This window comes from uncultured Brachyspira sp., assembly GCF_949287625.1.
GTDB lineage: Bacteria > Spirochaetota > Brachyspiria > Brachyspirales > Brachyspiraceae > Brachyspira.
In genome coordinates this window covers 1-19,519 of sequence record NZ_CASEGO010000104.1, presented here as the reverse complement: position 1 = coordinate 19,519, position 19,519 = coordinate 1, and the positions used below count along the sequence as shown (strand labels likewise).

Genomic DNA, 19,519 nt, shown 5'->3' with positions numbered 1-19,519 from the left:
TCAGAACCTGCTTCTTTAGAGATTTCATCTATCAAACTTTTGATAGAGATTTTGTTGTCAGTAAACAATTTTTGGTCTATAAGAACGCTTTCAGAATACCAAGAACTCATTTTACCATCAACGATTTTTTCTATCATGTTTTCAGGTTTTCCAGCATCTCTAACTTGTTTTTCAAATATTTCTTTTTGCTCTTTAACAGCATTAGGGTCTATTCCTTCCCTATTCAAAGCTAAAGGTTTTTCACTAGCAACATGCATAGCTATTTGATCTGCTATTTCTATACATCTACCTTTTGGTTTAACATCAAATTCTACTATAGCAACAAGTTTATTATTGAAGTGACAATAAGTACCAAAGAAACCGTCAGTTTTCATAACTTTAGCTTCTGCAAGTACTGTTTTTTCTCCCCATTTCTGTATACCTTCATTTATCATACCCTGAATAGTGTCGCCGTTAGAACCTTTAGCATTTAGAAGAGAATCTACTGATACATCATCAAATCCCATAGCAGTATTAGCTATTTCTTTAGCTAAATTGATGAATAATTCATTTTTAGCAACAAAATCAGTTTCGCATTGAAGTTCTATGCATGCAAGTTTGTTTTTATCATCATTAACACAAAAACCTATAGAACCTTCTTTAACTGTACGTTCATTTTTTTTAGCAGCAACAGCCGCACCTTTTTCTTTAAGAAGGCGAATAGCCTTATCCATATCACCGTCAGTCTCTTGAAGAGCTTTTTTACAGTCCATAATACCTACGCCTGTACGTTCTCTAAGCTCCTTAATAATATCCATATTAATATTTGCCATTGAAAATTATCCTTATATATTTAATTTATTATTTTTAGTATTTAATTACTCATCATCTTCCTGAGAAACACCATATTGTTCAGCAATAGCTTCAGCTGCTTCAGTAGCACTATTGTCATAAACTTCTTCTTCTGGTACTTCGCTTGAAGATTCATGTTTAGCTAATGTTTCTTTACCTGCTTCATTTTGTCCTTCTATAACAGCAGAAGCAACAACGCCAGCAAATAAACTTATAGCTCTGATAGCATCATCGTTGCCAGGTATCGGGTGATCAATTACTTCTGGGTTACAGTTAGTGTCTACTACAGCAACTACAGGTATTCCCAATTTTCTAGCTTCGCTTACAGCAATAGCCTCCTGCATAGGATCTATTACGAAAAGCATGTCTGGTAAGTTTTCCATATCTTTAATACCAGCAAAGTTTTTTTCTAATCTTTCTTTTTCTTTAAGAAGTAAAATAACCTCTTTTTTAGGAAGTTTATCGAATGTACCGTCAACTTCTTCTTTTTCTATTCTTTTAAGTCTGGCAATACTTTTTTTGATAGTAGCGAAGTTTGTAAGCATACCGCCAAGCCATCTGTTATTAACATAGTACATATCGCATTTTTCAGCAGCTTCTTTTATGCTTTGTGAAGCTTGTTTTTTAGTACCTACAAAAAGAACATTTCCGCCGTTTCTAGCCATTTCTTTAACTGCATCATATGCTTTTTTAACATAAGTTAAAGTTTTCATAAGGTCAATGATATAGATATCATTTCTCTCTTGGAAAATAAATGGTTTCATTCTAGGGTCCCATTTTCTAGTTGGGTGTCCGAAATGTACGCCTGCCTCTAAAAGGTCTTTCATAACTGGTAATGACATAATCATATCCTTTAAAATAAAATAGAGTACCGACTACGGCACCCTATCCATAAATTTCATACATTATAAAAACATTAGTATTACAAAAAATCATAATGCTTTGATTACTTAAAATTAAAGTAACAACGTCTTTTCTAATTATTAAAATAATTAATAATTTAAGAGCGTTTTGCTATTATGGAAAAGTTTACCAATATAATCGGTTCGATATATAATATCATACTATAAAAAAAAGTCAATGATTTTATAACCAAATATTTTATAATAAAAAGTTAACTGATATTCCAAAAAATACAATTAAATATATAATAACACAATAACTTAAAATAAATTAAAAAAGAAATAAAATGAAAATAAGACTGGCTACTATAGAAGACACTTTATCAATACTAAAAATATACTCTCAGTATATTGAAACACCTATTACTTTTGAGTATAAACTCCCAACTGAAGAAGATTTCAAAAAAAGAATAGAAAATATAACTAATAAATATCCGTATTTAGTATGCGAAGATGAAAGAGGTAAAATAATAGGATATGCTTATGCTAATAAGTTTATGGAAAGAGAAGCGTATAACTGGAATACTGAGCTTTCTGTATATATAGATAATTCAAGCACTTCTAAAGGCATAGGCAGAAAATTATGCTTTATAATTATAGAAATTCTTAAATATCAGGGAATAAGAAATGTATATTCTAAAGTTACATTGCCTAATGAAAAAAGCGAAAAACTTCATTATTCTTTAGGATTTAATCTTATAGGTACTTATCATAATGTAGGATATAAAAATGATAATTGGTATAATGTAGGACTATTTGAAAAAGAAATCTCTAAAAGCCTTGATAAACCTAAAGATATTATCAATATAAAAGATATTTCAAATGAAAAATTAGCAACTATTATAAACAATTTCTTATAATTTAAATAAATATAAAATGAGGTAAAATATAATATGGAAAAAAGAGAGCTAACACAAGAAGAAAAAAATGTAATAATTTTTAAAGGCACTGAATATCCGTTTACAGGAAAATATAATGACTTTTTTGAAGAAGGTGTGTACTGCTGCAAACAATGCGGTGCTGAATTATACCGTTCAGAAGATAAATTCAAATCACATTGCGGCTGGCCTAGTTTTGATGATGAGATAAAAGGAGCTGTAAGAAGATCATTAGATGAAGACGGATACAGAATAGAGATAACCTGCAGTAATTGCGGCGGACATTTAGGACATGTGTTTCAAGGTGAACATCTTACTAAAAAAAATACAAGACATTGTGTAAACTCTATATCATTAATATTTAAACCTAAAAAATAAAATTATACTAGTATTATTTAGGATATTATTATGGAAAATGAAAATATTATAAATTTAATAAAAAGCCTTGATATAAATAACTCAATTAACGAAACATTAAATATAAATAATGCAGTATTTTATAAAGATACTAATGCTTTAATGTTATCATGTTATTTCGGATTTAATGATATTGTAAAACAATTAATAGAAAATGGAATTAATATCAATGAAAAAGATATTAACGGTAAATCGGCTATAATGTTTGCTATAGAAAATGATAAAATAGATATAGTTAATATACTCATAGAAAATAATGCTGATATAAATATACAAGACAAAAAAGGCATAACACCTATTATGTGGGCATCTGGAAACGGAAAAATAGATGCTGTTAAAATATTATTAGAAAATAATGCTGATATAAATATAAAAAATACATACGGAGAAAAACCTATTATATGGGCAGCAAAAAAAGATAATCCAGAAATTATACAGCTATTAATGGATAATGGAGCAGATGTTAATGAAATGGACGAAGATAAAAGCAGCTGTGCTATGTGGGCTGCTTATAACAATTTGTATGATAATATGAAAGTTTTGATAAAAAACGGTGCAGACATAAATGCAAAAAACAGCGATGGAAATAACTGTTTAATGCTTGCTGCAGAATGTAATAGTATTGACGTATTAAAACTGTTATTAGAAAATGGAAGCGATTTATACGAAAAAGATAATTACGGAACAACTGCATTAATGTGGGCTGAAATGCTTAATAATAAAGAATGCGTAAAAATATTAAAGGAATATATAAAATAAAAGAGAGCTTATAAAAAATAAACTCTCTCCTATTTTATTATATTATCTATAAAATATATTAATTAAACATAATCTTTTTCCAAAACCTTTACTATTGATATCATAGCAAATATCATAATAAATGCAAATGGGAATGCCACCGCTATGGAAGCAGTTTGAAGCATTTGAAGTCCGTTAGATGTGCCTATCATTAAAGCCAAAGTTAATCCAGACTGTAATACACCCCATAAAATCTTTTTAGGACCTGTAGGATTCAAATCCCCATTAGAACTAAACATAGCTAATACAAATGTAGAAGAATTAGCAGAAGTAACAAAGAAAGTTACAAGCAGACAAACACATATCATAGAAATAATGTTTCCGAATGTATAATTGCTCAATACGCTGAATAATGTAGTAGGAGTAGATTTTATAGCCTCTTTAGCAAATTCTAATCCCTGCTCTATACCCATGGTACCAGCTATAACAAACCATATAAAAGAAGCCAAAGAAGGAGCTATTAATACACCAATAATAAACTCTTTTATAGTACGTCCTTTTGATATACGTGCTATAAAAGTACCTACAAAAGGTGCCCAAGCTATAAACCAAGCAAAATAAAATATAGTCCAAGAACCATACCATTTTTTATTAAAGAAAGCCCCAGTTTCTAAACTGCTTCCTATAAATGTCTGTAAATAATCTCCAGTAGCTTCTATCATAGTATCCAATATTTTAATACTAGGACCTATTAAAAAACAAGCTATAATAACAAAAGTAAATATATAAACATTAATATTAGATAAATGCTTAATACCGCTGTCTAATCCTGTAACTGTAGAAAAAATATATATTATGGTAATTATTATAACTATACTTAACTGTACAGAAACTGTTTCTGGAACATTAAATAAGAATTTCAAACCGCTGTTAATTTGATAAGTACCAAGACCTAAAGAAGTAGCAATACCTGCAACAGTAGCAAATATTGAAAATATATCTATAATTTTTCCAATAGGTCCGTTTACTCTTTTCTCTCCTATAAGAGGAATAAATACACTGCTTACCATTCCGGGTTTATTATATTTAAACTGCATTAAAGCTAATGCCAAAGCTAAAATGGCATAATTAGCCCAAGGATGAAATCCCCAATGCAAAAAAGATTTCTGCATAGCAAATTGTGCTGCTTCAGGAGTTCCTGGTTCAGCTCCCAAAGGTGCTACAAAATAATTCATAGGTTCAGCTGCTCCCCAAAATACTAATCCTATCCCCATACCAGCAGAAAATAACATAGCAAACCATGTTAAAAAACTATATTCAGGTTTAGAATCCTGAGCACCTAATCTTACATTTTTATATTTGCTGAAAAAACCTATCCATACGGCAAAAACTACAAAACTCATCATTGTAATAGTATAGAACCAGCCGAATTTATCTACTAAAAAACCAAACATAGTATTTGCAACTGTTTCAAAAGTTTTTGGAGAAGCAATACCCCATATAACAACTAATAAAGTAACTATAATAGAAATTATAAAAGTATAATTAATTTGTTTCTTGTCGCTCATAAATATACCTTCCTAATGATTTTTTTGAATGCAGTACATCAATATAATTATTAATGCACTGCATATGATTAATGAAATTTATTTAAAAATTATATTTTTACTTCAAATACAGTTTGTTCTTTTATATCTGTACATAAAGCATCAAGAGCAACACCAACTCTATGATAACGTAAAGCCCATTGTTCTTCTTTAGTAGTGGCAGGATCTCCCAAAGGATATGGTATAGATATAGCAGGAACCATTCTGTTAGCACCAACACTTTTTGCAACAGGTATCAAGTTGGCAATCTGAACTATAGTTATTCCAGCTTTTTCTATTTCTTTTGTCATCGTTGCACCGCAACGAGTACAAGTTCCTCAAGTAGAAACAAGTAAAGCAACTTTTATTCCAGCTTCCACTAATTCATCAGCAATTTCTCTTCCCATACGTGCAGCTTCGGCCTGAGTAGTACCAGTACCAACTGTAGAATAGAAATATTTATATACTCCTCCTATTTTTCCTTCTTTCTGATAAGCTCTTAAAACATCAAGCGGAACTATTCTGTCTGGGTCTTCATTAGCAGCAGCAGGGTCAAAACCAGCATGTATAGTCATATACTCGCCTTCTACCAAATCATCTAAATTAGATATATCATATTTACCCCATTTAGTGGCAGATGCAGACTGTATTCTGTCTGGGTTTCCTACTGGAACTATACCTCCGCTTGTTACTATAGCTACTTCCAATTTCTTTAATTCTTCTTTTGTTACAGCTTTTGCTATAGGTACTAATTCTTTTTTAGGTATAATAAGTTCAGAAGTAAATGCCTCTCCTTTAATCTTTTTAAGAAGCATATCCATAACTCTTTCAGTAGCTGGAACTTTATCTTTTGTCCAAATTTGTTTTCTAATACCTCTTCCGAAATATCCCTCTTCTGAAGCAGGTAAAGTTTCTTCACCTTTTAAAAGTTTAATTGCAAACTTACTCATAGCTAAAGTATCTTTAGGCATAGCAGCAGAAGAAGCACCGCCTTTAAATATGTACATATCTTTTTTGAACATATCAACGCCAGGATTTTCATCATTCATAGAAGTGATTACAGGAACTTTGAATTGTTCTTTTACAGCCTTACACACTTTACCGCATGCAACACCATAACGTCCTGCTCTGAAAGCCGGACCTGCAAAGAATATATCAAACTCTTTATCTTTTAAAAATCCGATTATAATATTCAAAGCCTCATCTGGATTACTTCCAATGAAATTATCTCCGCATATAATAGTATGAGTAATTTCTACCTCTCCTTTAAGATGCTTAGAAAATGCCATAGCAGGTCCTACTAATTCAGATTTGATTTCAGGCTTGTAATCAGCCATATCTTCTCCGCCTACTCCGGCAAAAAATTGATTTATATATAAAATACCTTTTTTCATTTTTAAGCTCCTTAAAACTCTGCCATAGTTTTTGCAGACCAGCCTACAACCATATCACCGCAGAACATAGCATTATTTTCCATAATAATAGAACCATCTTCTCTAACTGAAGGACCTAACACGGCATCGTTGCTCCATCCGCCTGACAATCCGTCTCTTGCCAATGATTCCAATTCTCCTATAACTGTAGGCATAGGAGGAAGATCTATCATCTCAGATACATTTCCGCATGATACTATAGCATCTGCTTTTTCATCTAATGTTACTAATGGCTGAGAAGCTCCGTCTCTTCCAGTACATTCATTAGTCAAACCAACAGTTTTTACTTTAGCATCTTCTAAAGCAACTATACATGCAATAAAGTCGGCATCTGGGTTACCGTATCCTTCTTCAGCTACTATAGCAGCATCAGCCCCTATATTATTAGCTATTTGTGCTACGAATAATGCAGCTCTCTCTTTTTGGTCTAAAGCAACATTAAGATTAGAAAAAATAACTCCTAAAAAATTAATAGTTTTTCCATGTTCTGAAAATAATTTTTTAATCATTGGGAAATTCTGAAAATCATAAGTTGACCATTTAGAAGAACAAGGCATAAATGAACCTGATATAACAGCTCCGCCTAATATTTCATTAGGATGCATTAAAGTTGGAAGCATTCTGTTTGTATCCCAGCCATAAACTAAATCATTATATCCGTCGTTTTCCATCTGAGATTGTGCCTGAAGTACTAAAGCTACTTTAGGTAATTTAGCATCTCTTGAAGCGTCTGTTATACTTGGAAGAGAATAAGTTTCTACCTCTTCAGGTTTTTGTTCTTTTACACAATTTCCTAAATATTCAGCAAGTCTCATACCAGCCCAGCGAAGTGCTTTGTTTTTCTTTTGCTGTTCTCTTTTTTCAAACTCTTCATCGGTATCAGCAACCAAACATACATTTAAAAGACTCGAATAATATGTATATTTAGCACCTTCTCCTCCCATATCTATTAATCCGTCTTGGAATCCGCCCCAATGTTTTCCTACCGCCAATACACTGCAGTTTTTAAGAGCATGCATAACTCCGTCACCTGCTCTGTACATAGGACCTAAAACCCCCGGAAAAATAGTTTTACCGTCTAAACGGCATCTTGGCTCTATTGCTTCCTTAACAGGAACTATTCTAACCATATCACCAGGCTTAACAATAATAATATCTGCCTCAGTAATATGATTGTCTTCTTTAACAATACTTAAAGCCTCCTCTTTATTGATTGTTAAAGCAGAGTTTTCAAACTTGGTCTTATCGCCAAATTTGATGTCTTTTACATAAAAATTTCCAATATGTAATTCCATAATTCTCTCCTTTTTACTAATTTATAAGAAATGAAAATAGGATAATTTGCTTAATGAAATTAAATAATTTAAAATATTATGCGATGCGATGCGATGCGTTTTATATTATATTCAAAATATATATTTTGTCAATATTCTTGTTTCAAAACTATTTTTTATAGCTAATTTTTTAATAATCTTTATTATTTATTATTCATCATAAAAACAGTTTTATTATTAAATTTATATTTGATGAATATATTTCATAAAAAAATAGGACTTATATAAATATATATAAGTCCTCTAAAATATTAAATTTTATTATTTATCTTTTTTGAATTTTTGATACTCATTATATAAAACAGAGACAGTACCGCTTAAAGCTAATACACCTATAATGTTAGGAATAACCATCATAGCATTAAAACAGTCAGCTAAAGACCATACTAAATCAACTTTTAAAGTAGAACCTATGAATATAAATATTATAGCAAGTAAAGAATATACCCTTACAGCTTTTTCACCAAATAAATATCTTATATTTTGTTCGCCAAAGAAATACCAAGCAATGATTGTAGAGAAAGCAAAGAAGAACAAAGATACTGCCACAAATTTAACACCTATATCCCCAAATAAAGTTTTGAAAGATTCCTGTGCCAAACCTATGCCTTTAAGATTTTCAGGAATAGTAGATTGAGTTACATTACTGTTATATACTTGATCCAAAACTCCAGAAGTAAGCATTACTAAAGCAGTTAAAGTTACTATTAAAAATACAGTAAATACACCCATTATGGCAACAGCACCTTGTTCGCATGGATGCTCAACATCAGCCAAAGCATGTGCATGAGGAGTAGAACCCATACCAGCCTCATTAGAGAATAAACCTCTTGCAATACCTAAACGTACAGCATTCATTACAGCGATACCTATAGTACCTCCTACTACAGCCTCAGGATTAAAAGCACCTACAAATATCATTCTGAAAGCTTCAGGAATTTTGCCTGCATTAACAACTAAGAAAGCAACCGCTCCAAGTATATACAATATACCCATTATAGGTACAATTTTCTCTGTAGTTTTAGCTATTCTTCCTATACCGCCCAAGAATATAAATCCTGAAAGTAAAGCTACTACTATACCAACAGCAAAAGTAGGAGCTCCAAAAGCATTATTAAAAGCAACGCCTATAGAGTTTGACTGAACCATATTACCCATAAATCCTAAAGCAAGTATTATCAATATAGAAAATAGTCCTGCTAAAAATTTACCGAAACTATTTTTGAATGCCTGCTTCAAATAATATGAAGGACCGCCTATCCATTTGCCTTCAGGCGTTTTTTCTCTAAAACGTATAGCCAAACTAGCTTCAGCAAATATAGTAGCCATACCTAAGAATGAAGATACCCACAACCAAAATACAGCTCCAGGACCTCCTGCTAATAAAGCTGTAGCTGTACCTGTTAAGTTTCCAGTACCAACCTGACCTGCTATAGAAGTGGCCAATGATTGAAAAGAACTGATTTTTCCATCTTCTGTACCGCCTGATTTTTTTTCCGACTTTTTGAAACTGCGTTTAACACTATAAATAAATTCTCTTACCTGAACAAATTTCAATCTAAAAGTAAGAAATAGACCTGTACCTACTAGTAATATAATTAGTAAAGGATCCCATAAGAAGCCAGCAACCTTATTAACTATTACTAATAATTGATCATTAAATTGTTCAAATGTCATAATTTTCTCCTCTTTTTTTTTTAATTTGACAATAATAAAACTTTCATTATATCTTTTTATATATAATGAATTGGTAAAAACTTATACTAATTAGATTTAATCAGTAATTACTAATAAAAATCTATGTAGTATAAGTAATAAAATAAACTAAACGCATAATAAACTCCCTATGATTTTAATATTTTAATGAATATAAAAAATGGAAACACTAGATATTATTTTTTATATCTAATGTTTCCATAATTTACAAAGTTTAGTAAAAAAAGTTACTATAATCGTTATTAGTCTTTACAGCAGATAATCTTAACCTAAGATATAAATCCGCCTTTTCTCAAAATATTTTCTGCATTCTCTTTATTCTTATCACTTACTAATATAATAGGTCCGGTACAGCCCATACCAGACTCAGCATATATACCATTTTCCATAACCAAATCAACAGCTGCATCCAAATCCATAACTTCAACACCTGGAATTTGAGCAGTTACAACTTCTTTAGCTACAGAAGGTTTAGCTTTTTCTCCGCCTGAAGAAGCATTTGCTTTAGGTTTTAAACTATCTAAAATAGCATCAAAACCATATTTTTTTATTTCTTCTTCTTCTTTATTCATAACATCTATTAAATTACCGCTTATACATTGATAAGCATATTCAATAGCACCAGCAATAACATTAGAACCAGAAGCTCTTGAAATAATGAATATAGGAGTTTTAAATCCGAATCCTATACCAGGACCATAACCATATCCTATAGCTTCATAACTTCCGCCGCTATTAAATGAAGAGAACATTTTTATAAGTATGTTTCCAGTAAGAGAATCGCATACAACAACATCAACAGCACCAGTTATAAGGTCATTTCCTCTCAAAACTGCACCGCCGTCAGCACGGTTAGAAGCTCCAAATTTAATATTATAACCATTAGAAGCCAATTCTTTCAAAGCTCTCTCTACAGTACGTGCAGAATCAATATTTAATATACCAACTGTTGGTTCTTTGATACCGCATGCTTTTGCTGTTATTATTCCGTAAATAGCATTTTTAAACATAGCCTGATCTCTGACAGTAGCAGAAGTACCTGTAGTAGTAGCTATATATGTTTCTTTTCCATTAGCTTGAGATATAACTCTTCCCACAGTAGATACTCCTATAGGGAAAGGATAATGCATAGTAACACAAGCATCCAATTCTCCTTTAGAAAGCATTTCTTCCATTATTTTATGAGCTTTTTCATCGCAGTCAGTTTCTATTGTTTGAAGTCCGGTAGAATTTTTTTCACCAATTAAAACAACTTCAACATTTTTATTTCTGCTCATAGCTATTACACCGCCAAGAGATACTGCCTCAGCACCATGCTCAGAACCTCTATTTGTAATACCAACACGTACTTTTTTTCCGAATTGTCCTGTTTCTAAAGCATTAGCAAGTGAAAGGAAAGTTTCACCTATCATAGATTTTATAGCTGAATTAGAAGCATCACTCATATAATACCTCCTTACTCACCTAACATACTTTTAGCGAAATCTCTCATAGCATTAGCAATAAGTTTATTAACTTCTTCTTTTGAAACACCTTCGCTTGTACCTTTATCACCGCTGTTTTTTTCGATAATAACAGATATACCATCAAAAAGATTAGTCATTCTTCCTAAGAATAATGAACCTTTACCTATAAGCATTACACGATTAATTTTTCCAGACATAATATCTTCAATAGCATAACCCAAATAAGGTACTCCAGATGGTATATGACCTTGAGTTGGTGCCCAACCAGACATACCATGTTTATCAACAAATTCAGCTATTTGGCTTCTTTCTATATCACCTTTTTTAACACCAATAGCAGCTATCATTTTATAATTAGCTTCTGGAACATCACCAGCACCTGCAGGTTTAGTTACATCAGGGTTTTGCATTTCTACAGTATATTTATCTATATCTGTAACTTTTAAGTTTGCTTTTTCTAACGGATTTACTATCAAAGATGTCATAACAGCCTGAGGAGCAGATCCTGTAGCAACAGTGTGTCTTCCAAGTACGTCTGTTCTTATTACTGGGTGTACTCCGTCATTCTCACTGATAAGTACAGCAAAAGCACCTAATATATCTTCAATAATAGGAAGATTTTTAGTTACATGGCTTTTACCATTCATACCCAATTTAGCAGTAGCACCTCCTGCAACTATTACTACATTTTTATAAGAACCAGCTTTTACTAAAGAAGCAGCAGTTACTAAAGCATGTGAAGGAGCAGCACAGAATCCTCTAATATCAAAACCTGTAGTATTAGGTATTCCAGCAACTTCGGCTATACTTTTAGCAAAGTTACCGCCTCCTCTTTGGTTCATATCACCGCAGGCCTCTTCAGAACATTCAATAACTAAATCGATTGTTTTAGGATCGATATTTTTCTTTCTGATAAGTTCTTTTAAAGCCATAATACCAGAAGCTTTAACAGCTAAATTTTCGAAAATAACATGTGCACTTAAGTTAATATCAACATCATGTGCTCTTTTAATACAGCCTACCAATTTTTCATTGAAATATAAACCTTCAGCATGTTCTTCTTTTATCAATCTTTCTATTTCATCAATTTTAGTCTCACATTTTACCTGAGCTAAATCTTTATTAATTTCTTCTTCTGTTTTATATTTAGATTCTGAAGCAATATAAGCATCTTTCATTTTTTTCTCAAATTCAGCTTCTAAATATACCAATTCAAATACATCAGATATTTTCATCATAAAGATGAATTCATCTTCAGCAAAAATTTCACCGAATTTACCGTTTCTCTCACCTTTGCAAGGTACACCTATCCAGCTTCCCCCAGCTTTTTTAACTTCTTCAGAAACTTGAGATGCAAGTTTTTTCAATTCTTCAGGGTGAAGATTACCAATATAAGTTTGGTTAGGTGCATAATTAACAACATCTTCAAAAGGTCTAAGATGTTCTTTAATTTTTTTCAAGTAGTCCGAATCAGGATTAACTTCTCTTTCTACTGTTTGCGTAGTACCATTATTTACAACCATATCAGGTGCATGTACTATGGCATAAGCAGCGGCTTTTAATACAGCATAACTCATCTTTTAAATCTCCAATATTTATTTTTTATTTAGTAAATGAAATAATGGGGGACATACAAGTATAATTAAATATTTGTACTCCCCCTTTATTTCTTTATTTATATATAATAGTATATATAAATATTTTAAATTTTCAAATTAATCTTCAAAAACTGTTTGTGTATCTACAGGAGTTGTTAAAGCTTTTAATGCTTTCTCAACCAATGCACGTCTTAATTTTTTCTCATCTTCTTTAGACATATTAGGATCGCCTAATGGATGAGGTATAGCAACTGCCGGAACTATTCTGTTAGCACCAACTGTTAAAGATATAGGAACAATAGTACAAATATGAACTACAGGTATTCCAGTAGCTTCTATTGCTTTAACCATCGTTGCACCGCAACGAGTACAAGTTCCTCAGGTTGATGTTAATATAACAGCCTGAACTCCATCTTTAACTAAAGTCTGAGCAAATTCAGTGGCAAACGCTTTAGAATTTTTAACTGAAGTACCATTACCAACTGTAGTATAGTAATAAGGATAAAGCTCTCCTATTTTTCCTTCTTTTTGTATCTCTTTTAATACATCAACAGGTAATACTCTGTTAGGATCTTGGTTAGCATAAGTAGGGTCATAACCGCCGTGTGCAGTTTCCGCCATATCATCTATAGAATATCTTCCATATTTAGAAGCAGAAGAAGATTCTATATGGTCTGGATTTCCTGATGGTACTATACCACCACTTGTTACTAATGCTATTTTAGCTTTAGTAATATCTTTAACAGCTTCACCAGGAGTTACTCTGTCAAAGTCCGGCATTGGATATTCTGTAGTAAATGCTTCACCTTTAAGTTTTTGTATAAGCATATCAACAGCTCTTTCAGCACCGATTTTATCTCTGAATAATGCTTTACGTATTCCTCTTGGAATATAGCCTTCAGCATCTGGAGTTCCGATTTCTTCTTTTTTAAGAAGTTTAGAAGCTAATTTAGCTATAACTGGCAAAGCATCTCTCATACCTGCAGCAGAATCTTTAGTAGAAACGATATAAACATCTTTCTTAAACATATCTGCACCTGGATTTTCAACATACATACCAGTAACAGCTGGGATTTTTAACTCGTCTTGTACCATTTTAGAAACAGTACCGCAAGCTGTACCATAACGTCCTGCATTGAAAGCAGGACCAGCAATAACTAAATCTGGGCTATAGCTTTTTATCATTTCTAATACTTCAGCTTTAGCTTTATCTAGGTTTTCATTGAAATAAGAGTCACCGCATATAACAGTAGCAACTATTTCAGCATCAATACCTGCTTTTTTCAATTCGCCTTGTAATCCTGCACCTGGACCTACAACTCCGTCTCTTTTTTCTGGAGCTATATCAGCCTTTTCCTCTCCGCCGATATTAGCGAAGAACTGATTAATATAATGAACTATTTTATATTGTGGCATTTAAGCCTCCTAATTTTTTAATATAATAAGGCAACCAAATACTAAATATAAGGCTGCCGATTTTTTAAAAACCAAACTGGTTTTAATTACAATGGATTTTTATTTTTTTAGAGAATTTTTATTTTATCAAAAAATTATAAGTTTATATAGTATATTATTATAAATATTTGCAGTTTTCATCACGCATTTTTTTAATTTCTGCGATGATTTCATCTACATTTAATGTCATTTCTGCCATACCAACCTGTTCATCATAAACAGCAGGATCTACTGCTTCTTTGAATTCTGGTTCTACGGCATGGTAAGCTGCTAAGCCTAATTCTACTCCAGCTAAAGCACCAGCATAAGTAGGGTCGCCTATCATTACTGTTTCAGCTGCTAAACCTGTAGCTTCTGCTTCTGCAGCACCAAATAATACTACTATATTTTCTCCTCCAAATTTTTCTGTAAATTCTTTAATTCTCTTTTGATTCTCTAAATCCATCGCTCCTGCGGCTGTTCAAACAAAACACTCCGTAGCAGCAAACAAAACTTCTGCGTCATTTACTGTTTCAACGCATGCTTTGATAGCTTCTCCAGGAATGCCGTCTCTATCGCCAATGATAATTACTTTTTTACCATTTAAAATACTCATGGCTTTCCTCCTAAAAAATTTTGTTTATATTTTAAAAAATCAGCATTACAAAACTTATAGTCCTGTAGCACTAAATTTATTAAAACCTAATTCATTTGTAGCACCTGTGACAACTTGTATTTCTGCCTCAATAGAACCATCTGGTTTTAATGATCCGTCAAATCCGCCTGCTATTTTATCTGTATAATCTAACATACCTATTACTTTATCCATTTTTGGTAAATTAATAACTACATTAGCATTACCTGCTGTTACTACAGCATTTGCTGATACATCTGAATCTGCCAAAGATTGTGATGCTCCGTCTCTTCCAGCATATTCATCTGTTATGATACAAGTTTTAATACCGAATGCTTCTGCTTTTTTACAGTTCATTATCAAGTCAGCATCTGGGTTACCAAATCCTTCTTCTGAAATGATTACGGCATCTAATCCAAAGTATTTAGCTAATTTTGATGACCAATCTGATGAACGCATTTTATCAGCTAAGAATACATTTTCATTTGTTATTATAACACCCATAAAGTTAATATCTTTACCATGTTTTTCATATAAAGCTCTGATTACTGGGTTATTCAAATGGTGATAAGTTGTATTTTTATCACAAGCTGATACACAGTTACCGCTTACTATAGCACCATCCATTACTTCTGTTGGATAAATAAATGTTGGAACTATTTTTTTAGCATCTACACCATAAACATAAGTATCATGTAACAAACCTTGTGTTTGAAGCATATATATATATCCTACTTTTGGTAAATTAGGGTACATTGCTGCTTGTTCAAATATAGGTTTAGTCTCATAACTGTAAGTATTATCAGGTTTTAAATCTTTAGCTAATTTTCCTAAATAAGCAGCTACTCTTAAACCTGCTCCTCTTACTGCAGCTTCATAATCATGTTTTTCTATAGGCTCTATTGGCTCTATAAGCAAACATAAATTATTAAGTTTAGAGAATGGTGTATAATCAGCTCCAGGTCCTGTCATATCAATAATACCTTCTTGGAAACCAACTATTTTACCGCAAGTAACTACAGCTGCACCTTTTAATACATGAGTTTTACCTTCTCCAACTGTATCTACTTTAGATATCATACCTGGGAATACACCGCCTCTTCCGTCAACTTTTACTCTAGGTTCAATTACATCTTTTACTGGAGTAATACGTACTGATTCTCCAGGATGAGCCACATCAACTGTTACACTTTTTAACTTGTCATCTTCAAGTACTATTTTTGTAACCTCGTCTACATTTACATAGAGTACACCATTCTCGACTTTTGAAATTTTGTCAAGTTTTATATCTTTAATATAAATCTCGCCTATCTCTAACTTCATATAGTCTCCTTTTTTTTATTTTTTATATAAAATATGTACATATAATTATATCAACAAAAAAAGAGCAAAATATACTTTTTTATAAAATATATTCCGCTCTTGAAATCACACAATAAAGAACATGCATAAAATTTAATCCCTGAGAAATTTACTGTTTGCAAACCATATAATTCAACAATAGAATTATAGAATACATTATTCATTGCACCGCAAGATAAATTATTTACTCAGCTATTAAATCTCATTAACATATATCCTTTTTAATATTTTTATTTACACTATATAATATAACAATTTTTTTTATTATTGTCAACATTTTTTACTATTTTTTTAAATTTTATTCAGTAAATTTTTCTTCTATATATTTATTTGCTGAAATAGCTGCTATTGCTCCGTCTGCTGTAGCTGTAATAACCTGTTTTAACATTTTTGGTCTTAAATCGCCACAGGCAAATACACCCTCAACATTTGTTTTCATCTCTTCATCTGTAAGAATATATCCGTCCTGCATAGCTACTTTACCTTCAAACAATTTTGTTAAAGGAACATAACCAACAAAGATAAATACGCCGAATGTTCCATCTTCTTCATCTGCTTTATATTCATATTTTTCGCCTGTTTCATTATTTAAGAATACAGCAGATTCAACTATTCCATCACCTTTAAGTTCTAAAAGTTCTGTTCTAAATTTTATTTCAATTTTTGGATTTGCTTTAGCTTTTTCTTCGATAGAATTAGCACAGCGTACATAATCTTTTCTTACTATAAGTGTTACTTTTCTAGCAAATTTAGACAAATACATAGCTTCTTCTACAGCTGTATCGCCTCCTCCAACGCAGAAAACTTCCATACCTTCAAAGAAATTAGCATCACAAGTAGCACAGTAAGAAACTCCTTTACCTGTGTACTCCACTTCACCTTTACAACCCAATTTTCTAGGCTGAGCACCTGTAGCTATTATAACTACTTTAGATTGATAAACAGTTCCGTCAGATAATGTTACTTCTTTAATTTTTCCATCCAACTTAACATCTGTAACTTCTTTATGTTCTATTTCAGCACCGAATTTTTTAGCCTGTTCTATCATTTTATTAATGAGATGTTTAGGATGTCTTCCCTCTTCTGACTCTTCATAAAAACCTGGATAGTTAGCTATTTCATCAGTTATACTAATTTGACCGCCGAAACTTCCTTTTTCAAAAAGAACTGTTTTTAATCTAGCTCTGGCAGAATATATACCAGCAGCCAAACCAGATGGACCGCCGCCTATTATAATACAATCATATAAATTACTCATCTATAATCTCCTTACAAATTCCTATTATAAAATACTCTCTATAGCTCCGACAACAAGTTTATAATCTATCAACTTAAAGTCCTCGTCTATAGATTCAGTAAGTTTTCTTCTAGGCTTATCTAAAAAATTCTTAGTCAATGCTATAGAATTCTCTATTAGTTCTAATGACTCCAAATCAAGAACGCCATTATTATCGGAAAGAGCTATACTTTTATATGGAGTCTCATAAGGCTTTATACTGCTTACTATTGGGTGAGTTAAGAGTTTATAGCACAAATGTATGTAATCTCTAGCCTTATAAAGTATTCCCATAAAATCTAAATCTGGCAAATAAAAAATCTGTATGTTAGAGCTATTCACCTCTTTAAATCTGGGATTATTTGTTATTAAAATATTTTTTTTATTAACACTCATACTCATATTACATGTCTATGCTATATTATTTTAAATATTTGTCAAGATATTATTTAAATAATATTTAATTTTTTTAAAAAATATTAAAATAAAACAACGTATTACTATATATAATATTACGGTATATAACTGCTTTTAAACACTAAAAAACAGGATTATATACCGTAATCAGTACATTTTTTATGATTTTTTATTTGACATTTTCATTATAAAATATACTATAGCTCCTATAACCAAACCGCCCAAACCAAATATTATTTTTTTCAAATCTGACTGTGATAATAACCACAAACTAACAACTGTAGCAACTATTGGTATAACTGGACCAAAAGGAAGTACAAAACCTCTTTCCATATTAGGGGCTTTCTTCCTCATTACTGGAAACTGCCAAACATGTTGGTATATATTGAGCAAGACGTGATACTACGCTTATAGCTGCTAATGTAGTAAAACTTCCTGTTAATGTTACTAAAGCTGTTAATACTACTGATATTATTACTGCTACATAAGGAACATCTTTTGAATTTCTTTTTGAAATTATACTTGGAAGCTGATGCTCATCTGACATAGCAACACCAGCACGCGGAGTCAAAAATGAAGAAGCTATATTTATACCAATATAGATATTAAAGTACCTGCTGTTATCACAGCACCAGCCCATTTTCCTAAAAACTTTTATGCTGCTATTGCAACTGGAATACTTGTTCTAGTAAGAAAAGCTCTAATATACCTATACTATTTACCCGTATAGGTATATATATTATAGCTGCCAATATTAAAACTATACATATGTAGCCAAAGGTATATTCTTTTTAGTATTATACATTACCTCCCGCCGCAGCACCTATTGATTCAAAACCTGAATATTTTATAGCTAAATGGTGAAAAGAATTAACCATTATACTCTTCATCTACTATTGCTATATATCTTATAATGCTTCCTTCTTTGGTTATTATACTATGACAGCTTCATAAGATTTGGCACTTTGAGAATGTTTTATATAGCAATTATCTATAAGAGATAAATCCTTATACAAACTTCCTCCAAAAGCAATATTAATAATATGACAGCACATACATATATCAAGTATAGGTTTCTTCATTTATAAAGCATATTTAACTATCTTTAATTCATAATTATCTCTTCTTGGAAATATTCTGCCTAATTAGGAATGAATCTCTTCACACCAGTAAATAGGATCAACATCATACCCGCCCGACAACAAAACTCCGTCATTATCGTTACTTAAAATACTTCCGCTTATTCATATTATAGGTTTCATATTAACTCCAATATTTTTATATATAGCTTAATTATAATAAATATATTATTCATATTCAAACAATAAGAATATAATAAATAATACTTTTTTATCTATTTTTTATAATTTTATGATACTCTTAAGTATTATAAAATATTATTTTTAAGAATATTGATATAAATAAAGAGTTATAATATACTAAAAATAATTTATATATCATAAAATATTTTATTATAAAAAATACTGTTTTATTTTA

Annotated in this window: 19 protein-coding genes; 3 read left to right on the top strand and 16 right to left on the bottom strand. The window is 31.3% G+C overall.

All coding sequences use genetic code 11. The annotated features are described in order from the left end of the window. Together tsf and rpsB are read right to left on the bottom strand one after the other, a co-directional pair. On the bottom strand, positions 1 to 812 hold an 812-nt coding region (gene tsf, locus Q1X91_RS12995; protein WP_300758345.1), incomplete at its 3' end, for a translation elongation factor Ts. Positions 813 to 857: 45 nt separating this feature from the next. Continuing rightward, positions 858 to 1,673: a 30S ribosomal protein S2 gene (gene rpsB / locus Q1X91_RS12990; RefSeq protein ID WP_300758342.1), complete on the bottom strand. Its 816-nt coding sequence runs from the start codon at positions 1,671 to 1,673 to the stop codon at positions 858 to 860. Positions 1,674 to 2,020: 347 nt separating this feature from the next. Between rpsB and Q1X91_RS12985 the strand changes: the two genes are divergently transcribed. The 3 genes from Q1X91_RS12985 to Q1X91_RS12975 are packed head-to-tail and all read left to right on the top strand — an operon-like array spanning position 2,021 to position 3,787. Beyond that, a complete protein-coding gene (locus Q1X91_RS12985) occupies positions 2,021 to 2,593 on the top strand; it encodes a GNAT family N-acetyltransferase (RefSeq protein ID WP_300758340.1) in 573 nt (190 codons plus the stop codon). Positions 2,594 to 2,626: 33 nt separating this feature from the next. After that, positions 2,627 to 2,989 carry a methionine-R-sulfoxide reductase gene (locus Q1X91_RS12980; RefSeq protein ID WP_020005462.1) on the top strand — a complete coding sequence of 121 codons (363 nt, stop codon included), beginning with the start codon at positions 2,627 to 2,629 and terminating at the stop codon, positions 2,987 to 2,989. A gap of 30 nt (positions 2,990 to 3,019) precedes the next feature. Then, positions 3,020 to 3,787, top strand: coding sequence for an ankyrin repeat domain-containing protein (locus Q1X91_RS12975; RefSeq protein WP_300758336.1), 768 nt, complete (start codon positions 3,020 to 3,022; stop codon positions 3,785 to 3,787). 62 nt (positions 3,788 to 3,849) lie between these two features. On the opposite strand, the gene Q1X91_RS12970 is transcribed toward Q1X91_RS12975, so the two are convergent. The 14 genes from Q1X91_RS12970 to Q1X91_RS12905 all read right to left on the bottom strand — a co-directional run bounded on the left by Q1X91_RS12970 (position 3,850) and on the right by Q1X91_RS12905 (position 19,104). Beyond that, positions 3,850 to 5,334, bottom strand: a complete 1,485-nt coding sequence (locus tag Q1X91_RS12970) for a BCCT family transporter (protein ID WP_300758333.1) — start codon at positions 5,332 to 5,334, stop codon at positions 3,850 to 3,852. Positions 5,335 to 5,423: 89 nt separating this feature from the next. Then, entirely contained in the window at positions 5,424 to 6,746 is a 1,323-nt protein-coding gene (gene grdH / locus Q1X91_RS12965) for a betaine reductase selenoprotein B (RefSeq protein ID WP_300758330.1), read from the bottom strand. Between the two features lie 11 nt (positions 6,747 to 6,757). Beyond that, positions 6,758 to 8,080 (bottom strand): glycine/sarcosine/betaine reductase component B subunit, encoded by a 1,323-nt coding sequence (locus Q1X91_RS12960; RefSeq protein WP_300758327.1) that lies wholly within the window; start codon positions 8,078 to 8,080, stop codon positions 6,758 to 6,760. Positions 8,081 to 8,380: 300 nt separating this feature from the next. Next, complete coding sequence (locus tag Q1X91_RS12955; protein WP_300758324.1) at positions 8,381 to 9,796, bottom strand: sodium:alanine symporter family protein; 1,416 nt, start codon at positions 9,794 to 9,796, stop codon at positions 8,381 to 8,383. A 308-nt stretch (positions 9,797 to 10,104) separates the two neighbouring features. Then, positions 10,105 to 11,280, bottom strand: coding sequence for a glycine/sarcosine/betaine reductase complex component C subunit alpha (gene grdD / locus Q1X91_RS12950; RefSeq protein WP_300758321.1), 1,176 nt, complete (start codon positions 11,278 to 11,280; stop codon positions 10,105 to 10,107). Between the two features lie 11 nt (positions 11,281 to 11,291). Then, the gene (gene grdC, locus Q1X91_RS12945) at positions 11,292 to 12,878 is read right to left on the bottom strand and encodes a glycine/sarcosine/betaine reductase complex component C subunit beta (RefSeq protein WP_300758318.1); all 1,587 of its coding nucleotides are present in this window, start codon (positions 12,876 to 12,878) and stop codon (positions 11,292 to 11,294) included. Between the two features lie 138 nt (positions 12,879 to 13,016). Beyond that, on the bottom strand, positions 13,017 to 14,315 hold the full coding sequence (gene grdB, locus Q1X91_RS12940; RefSeq protein WP_300758315.1) for a glycine reductase complex selenoprotein B: 1,299 nt from the start codon (positions 14,313 to 14,315) through the stop codon (positions 13,017 to 13,019). Between the two features lie 157 nt (positions 14,316 to 14,472). After that, positions 14,473 to 14,949 carry a glycine/sarcosine/betaine reductase complex selenoprotein A gene (gene grdA / locus Q1X91_RS12935; RefSeq protein ID WP_300758309.1) on the bottom strand — a complete coding sequence of 159 codons (477 nt, stop codon included), beginning with the start codon at positions 14,947 to 14,949 and terminating at the stop codon, positions 14,473 to 14,475. Between the two features lie 54 nt (positions 14,950 to 15,003). Continuing rightward, complete coding sequence (locus Q1X91_RS12930; RefSeq protein WP_300758306.1) at positions 15,004 to 16,290, bottom strand: glycine/sarcosine/betaine reductase component B subunit; 1,287 nt, start codon at positions 16,288 to 16,290, stop codon at positions 15,004 to 15,006. A gap of 337 nt (positions 16,291 to 16,627) precedes the next feature. Then, the gene (locus tag Q1X91_RS12925; protein WP_300758303.1) at positions 16,628 to 17,587 is read right to left on the bottom strand and encodes an FAD-dependent oxidoreductase; all 960 of its coding nucleotides are present in this window, start codon (positions 17,585 to 17,587) and stop codon (positions 16,628 to 16,630) included. 24 nt (positions 17,588 to 17,611) lie between these two features. After that, positions 17,612 to 18,001 (bottom strand): GrdX family protein, encoded by a 390-nt coding sequence (locus tag Q1X91_RS12920; protein WP_300758300.1) that lies wholly within the window; start codon positions 17,999 to 18,001, stop codon positions 17,612 to 17,614. A gap of 180 nt (positions 18,002 to 18,181) precedes the next feature. Continuing rightward, complete coding sequence (locus Q1X91_RS12915; RefSeq protein WP_300758297.1) at positions 18,182 to 18,355, bottom strand: hypothetical protein; 174 nt, start codon at positions 18,353 to 18,355, stop codon at positions 18,182 to 18,184. A 1-nt stretch (position 18,356) separates the two neighbouring features. Further along, positions 18,357 to 18,662 (bottom strand): hypothetical protein, encoded by a 306-nt coding sequence (locus tag Q1X91_RS12910; protein ID WP_300758295.1) that lies wholly within the window; start codon positions 18,660 to 18,662, stop codon positions 18,357 to 18,359. A gap of 292 nt (positions 18,663 to 18,954) precedes the next feature. Next, positions 18,955 to 19,104, bottom strand: coding sequence for a gamma-glutamyl-gamma-aminobutyrate hydrolase family protein (locus tag Q1X91_RS12905; protein ID WP_300758237.1), 150 nt, complete (start codon positions 19,102 to 19,104; stop codon positions 18,955 to 18,957). Between the last annotated feature and the right edge of the window lie 415 nt (positions 19,105 to 19,519).

What these genes read in the sequence shown, in the direction of transcription:
- Q1X91_RS12975 (WP_300758336.1), top strand. Translation starts at nt 3,020, where the DNA reads ATGGAAAATGAAAATATTATAAATTTAATAAAAAGCCTTGATATAAAT.
- Q1X91_RS12915 (WP_300758297.1), bottom strand. Translation starts at nt 18,355, where the DNA reads ATGGAAAGAGGTTTTGTACTTCCTTTTGGTCCAGTTATACCAATAGTT.
- Q1X91_RS12905 (WP_300758237.1), bottom strand. Translation starts at nt 19,104, where the DNA reads ATGAAGAAACCTATACTTGATATATGTATGTGCTGTCATATTATTAAT.
- Q1X91_RS12925 (WP_300758303.1), bottom strand. Translation starts at nt 17,587, where the DNA reads ATGAGTAATTTATATGATTGTATTATAATAGGCGGCGGTCCATCTGGT.
- Q1X91_RS12985 (WP_300758340.1), top strand. Translation starts at nt 2,021, where the DNA reads ATGAAAATAAGACTGGCTACTATAGAAGACACTTTATCAATACTAAAA.
- Q1X91_RS12920 (WP_300758300.1), bottom strand. Translation starts at nt 18,001, where the DNA reads ATGAGTGTTAATAAAAAAAATATTTTAATAACAAATAATCCCAGATTT.
- Q1X91_RS12970 (WP_300758333.1), bottom strand. Translation starts at nt 5,334, where the DNA reads ATGAGCGACAAGAAACAAATTAATTATACTTTTATAATTTCTATTATA.
- grdC (WP_300758318.1), bottom strand. Translation starts at nt 12,878, where the DNA reads ATGAGTTATGCTGTATTAAAAGCCGCTGCTTATGCCATAGTACATGCA.
- Q1X91_RS12980 (WP_020005462.1), top strand. Translation starts at nt 2,627, where the DNA reads ATGGAAAAAAGAGAGCTAACACAAGAAGAAAAAAATGTAATAATTTTT.
- Q1X91_RS12955 (WP_300758324.1), bottom strand. Translation starts at nt 9,796, where the DNA reads ATGACATTTGAACAATTTAATGATCAATTATTAGTAATAGTTAATAAG.
- rpsB (WP_300758342.1), bottom strand. Translation starts at nt 1,673, where the DNA reads ATGTCATTACCAGTTATGAAAGACCTTTTAGAGGCAGGCGTACATTTC.
- grdD (WP_300758321.1), bottom strand. Translation starts at nt 11,280, where the DNA reads ATGAGTGATGCTTCTAATTCAGCTATAAAATCTATGATAGGTGAAACT.
- Q1X91_RS12910 (WP_300758295.1), bottom strand. Translation starts at nt 18,662, where the DNA reads ATGGGCTGGTGCTGTGATAACAGCAGGTACTTTAATATCTATATTGGT.
- Q1X91_RS12930 (WP_300758306.1), bottom strand. Translation starts at nt 16,290, where the DNA reads ATGAAGTTAGAGATAGGCGAGATTTATATTAAAGATATAAAACTTGAC.
- Q1X91_RS12960 (WP_300758327.1), bottom strand. Translation starts at nt 8,080, where the DNA reads ATGGAATTACATATTGGAAATTTTTATGTAAAAGACATCAAATTTGGC.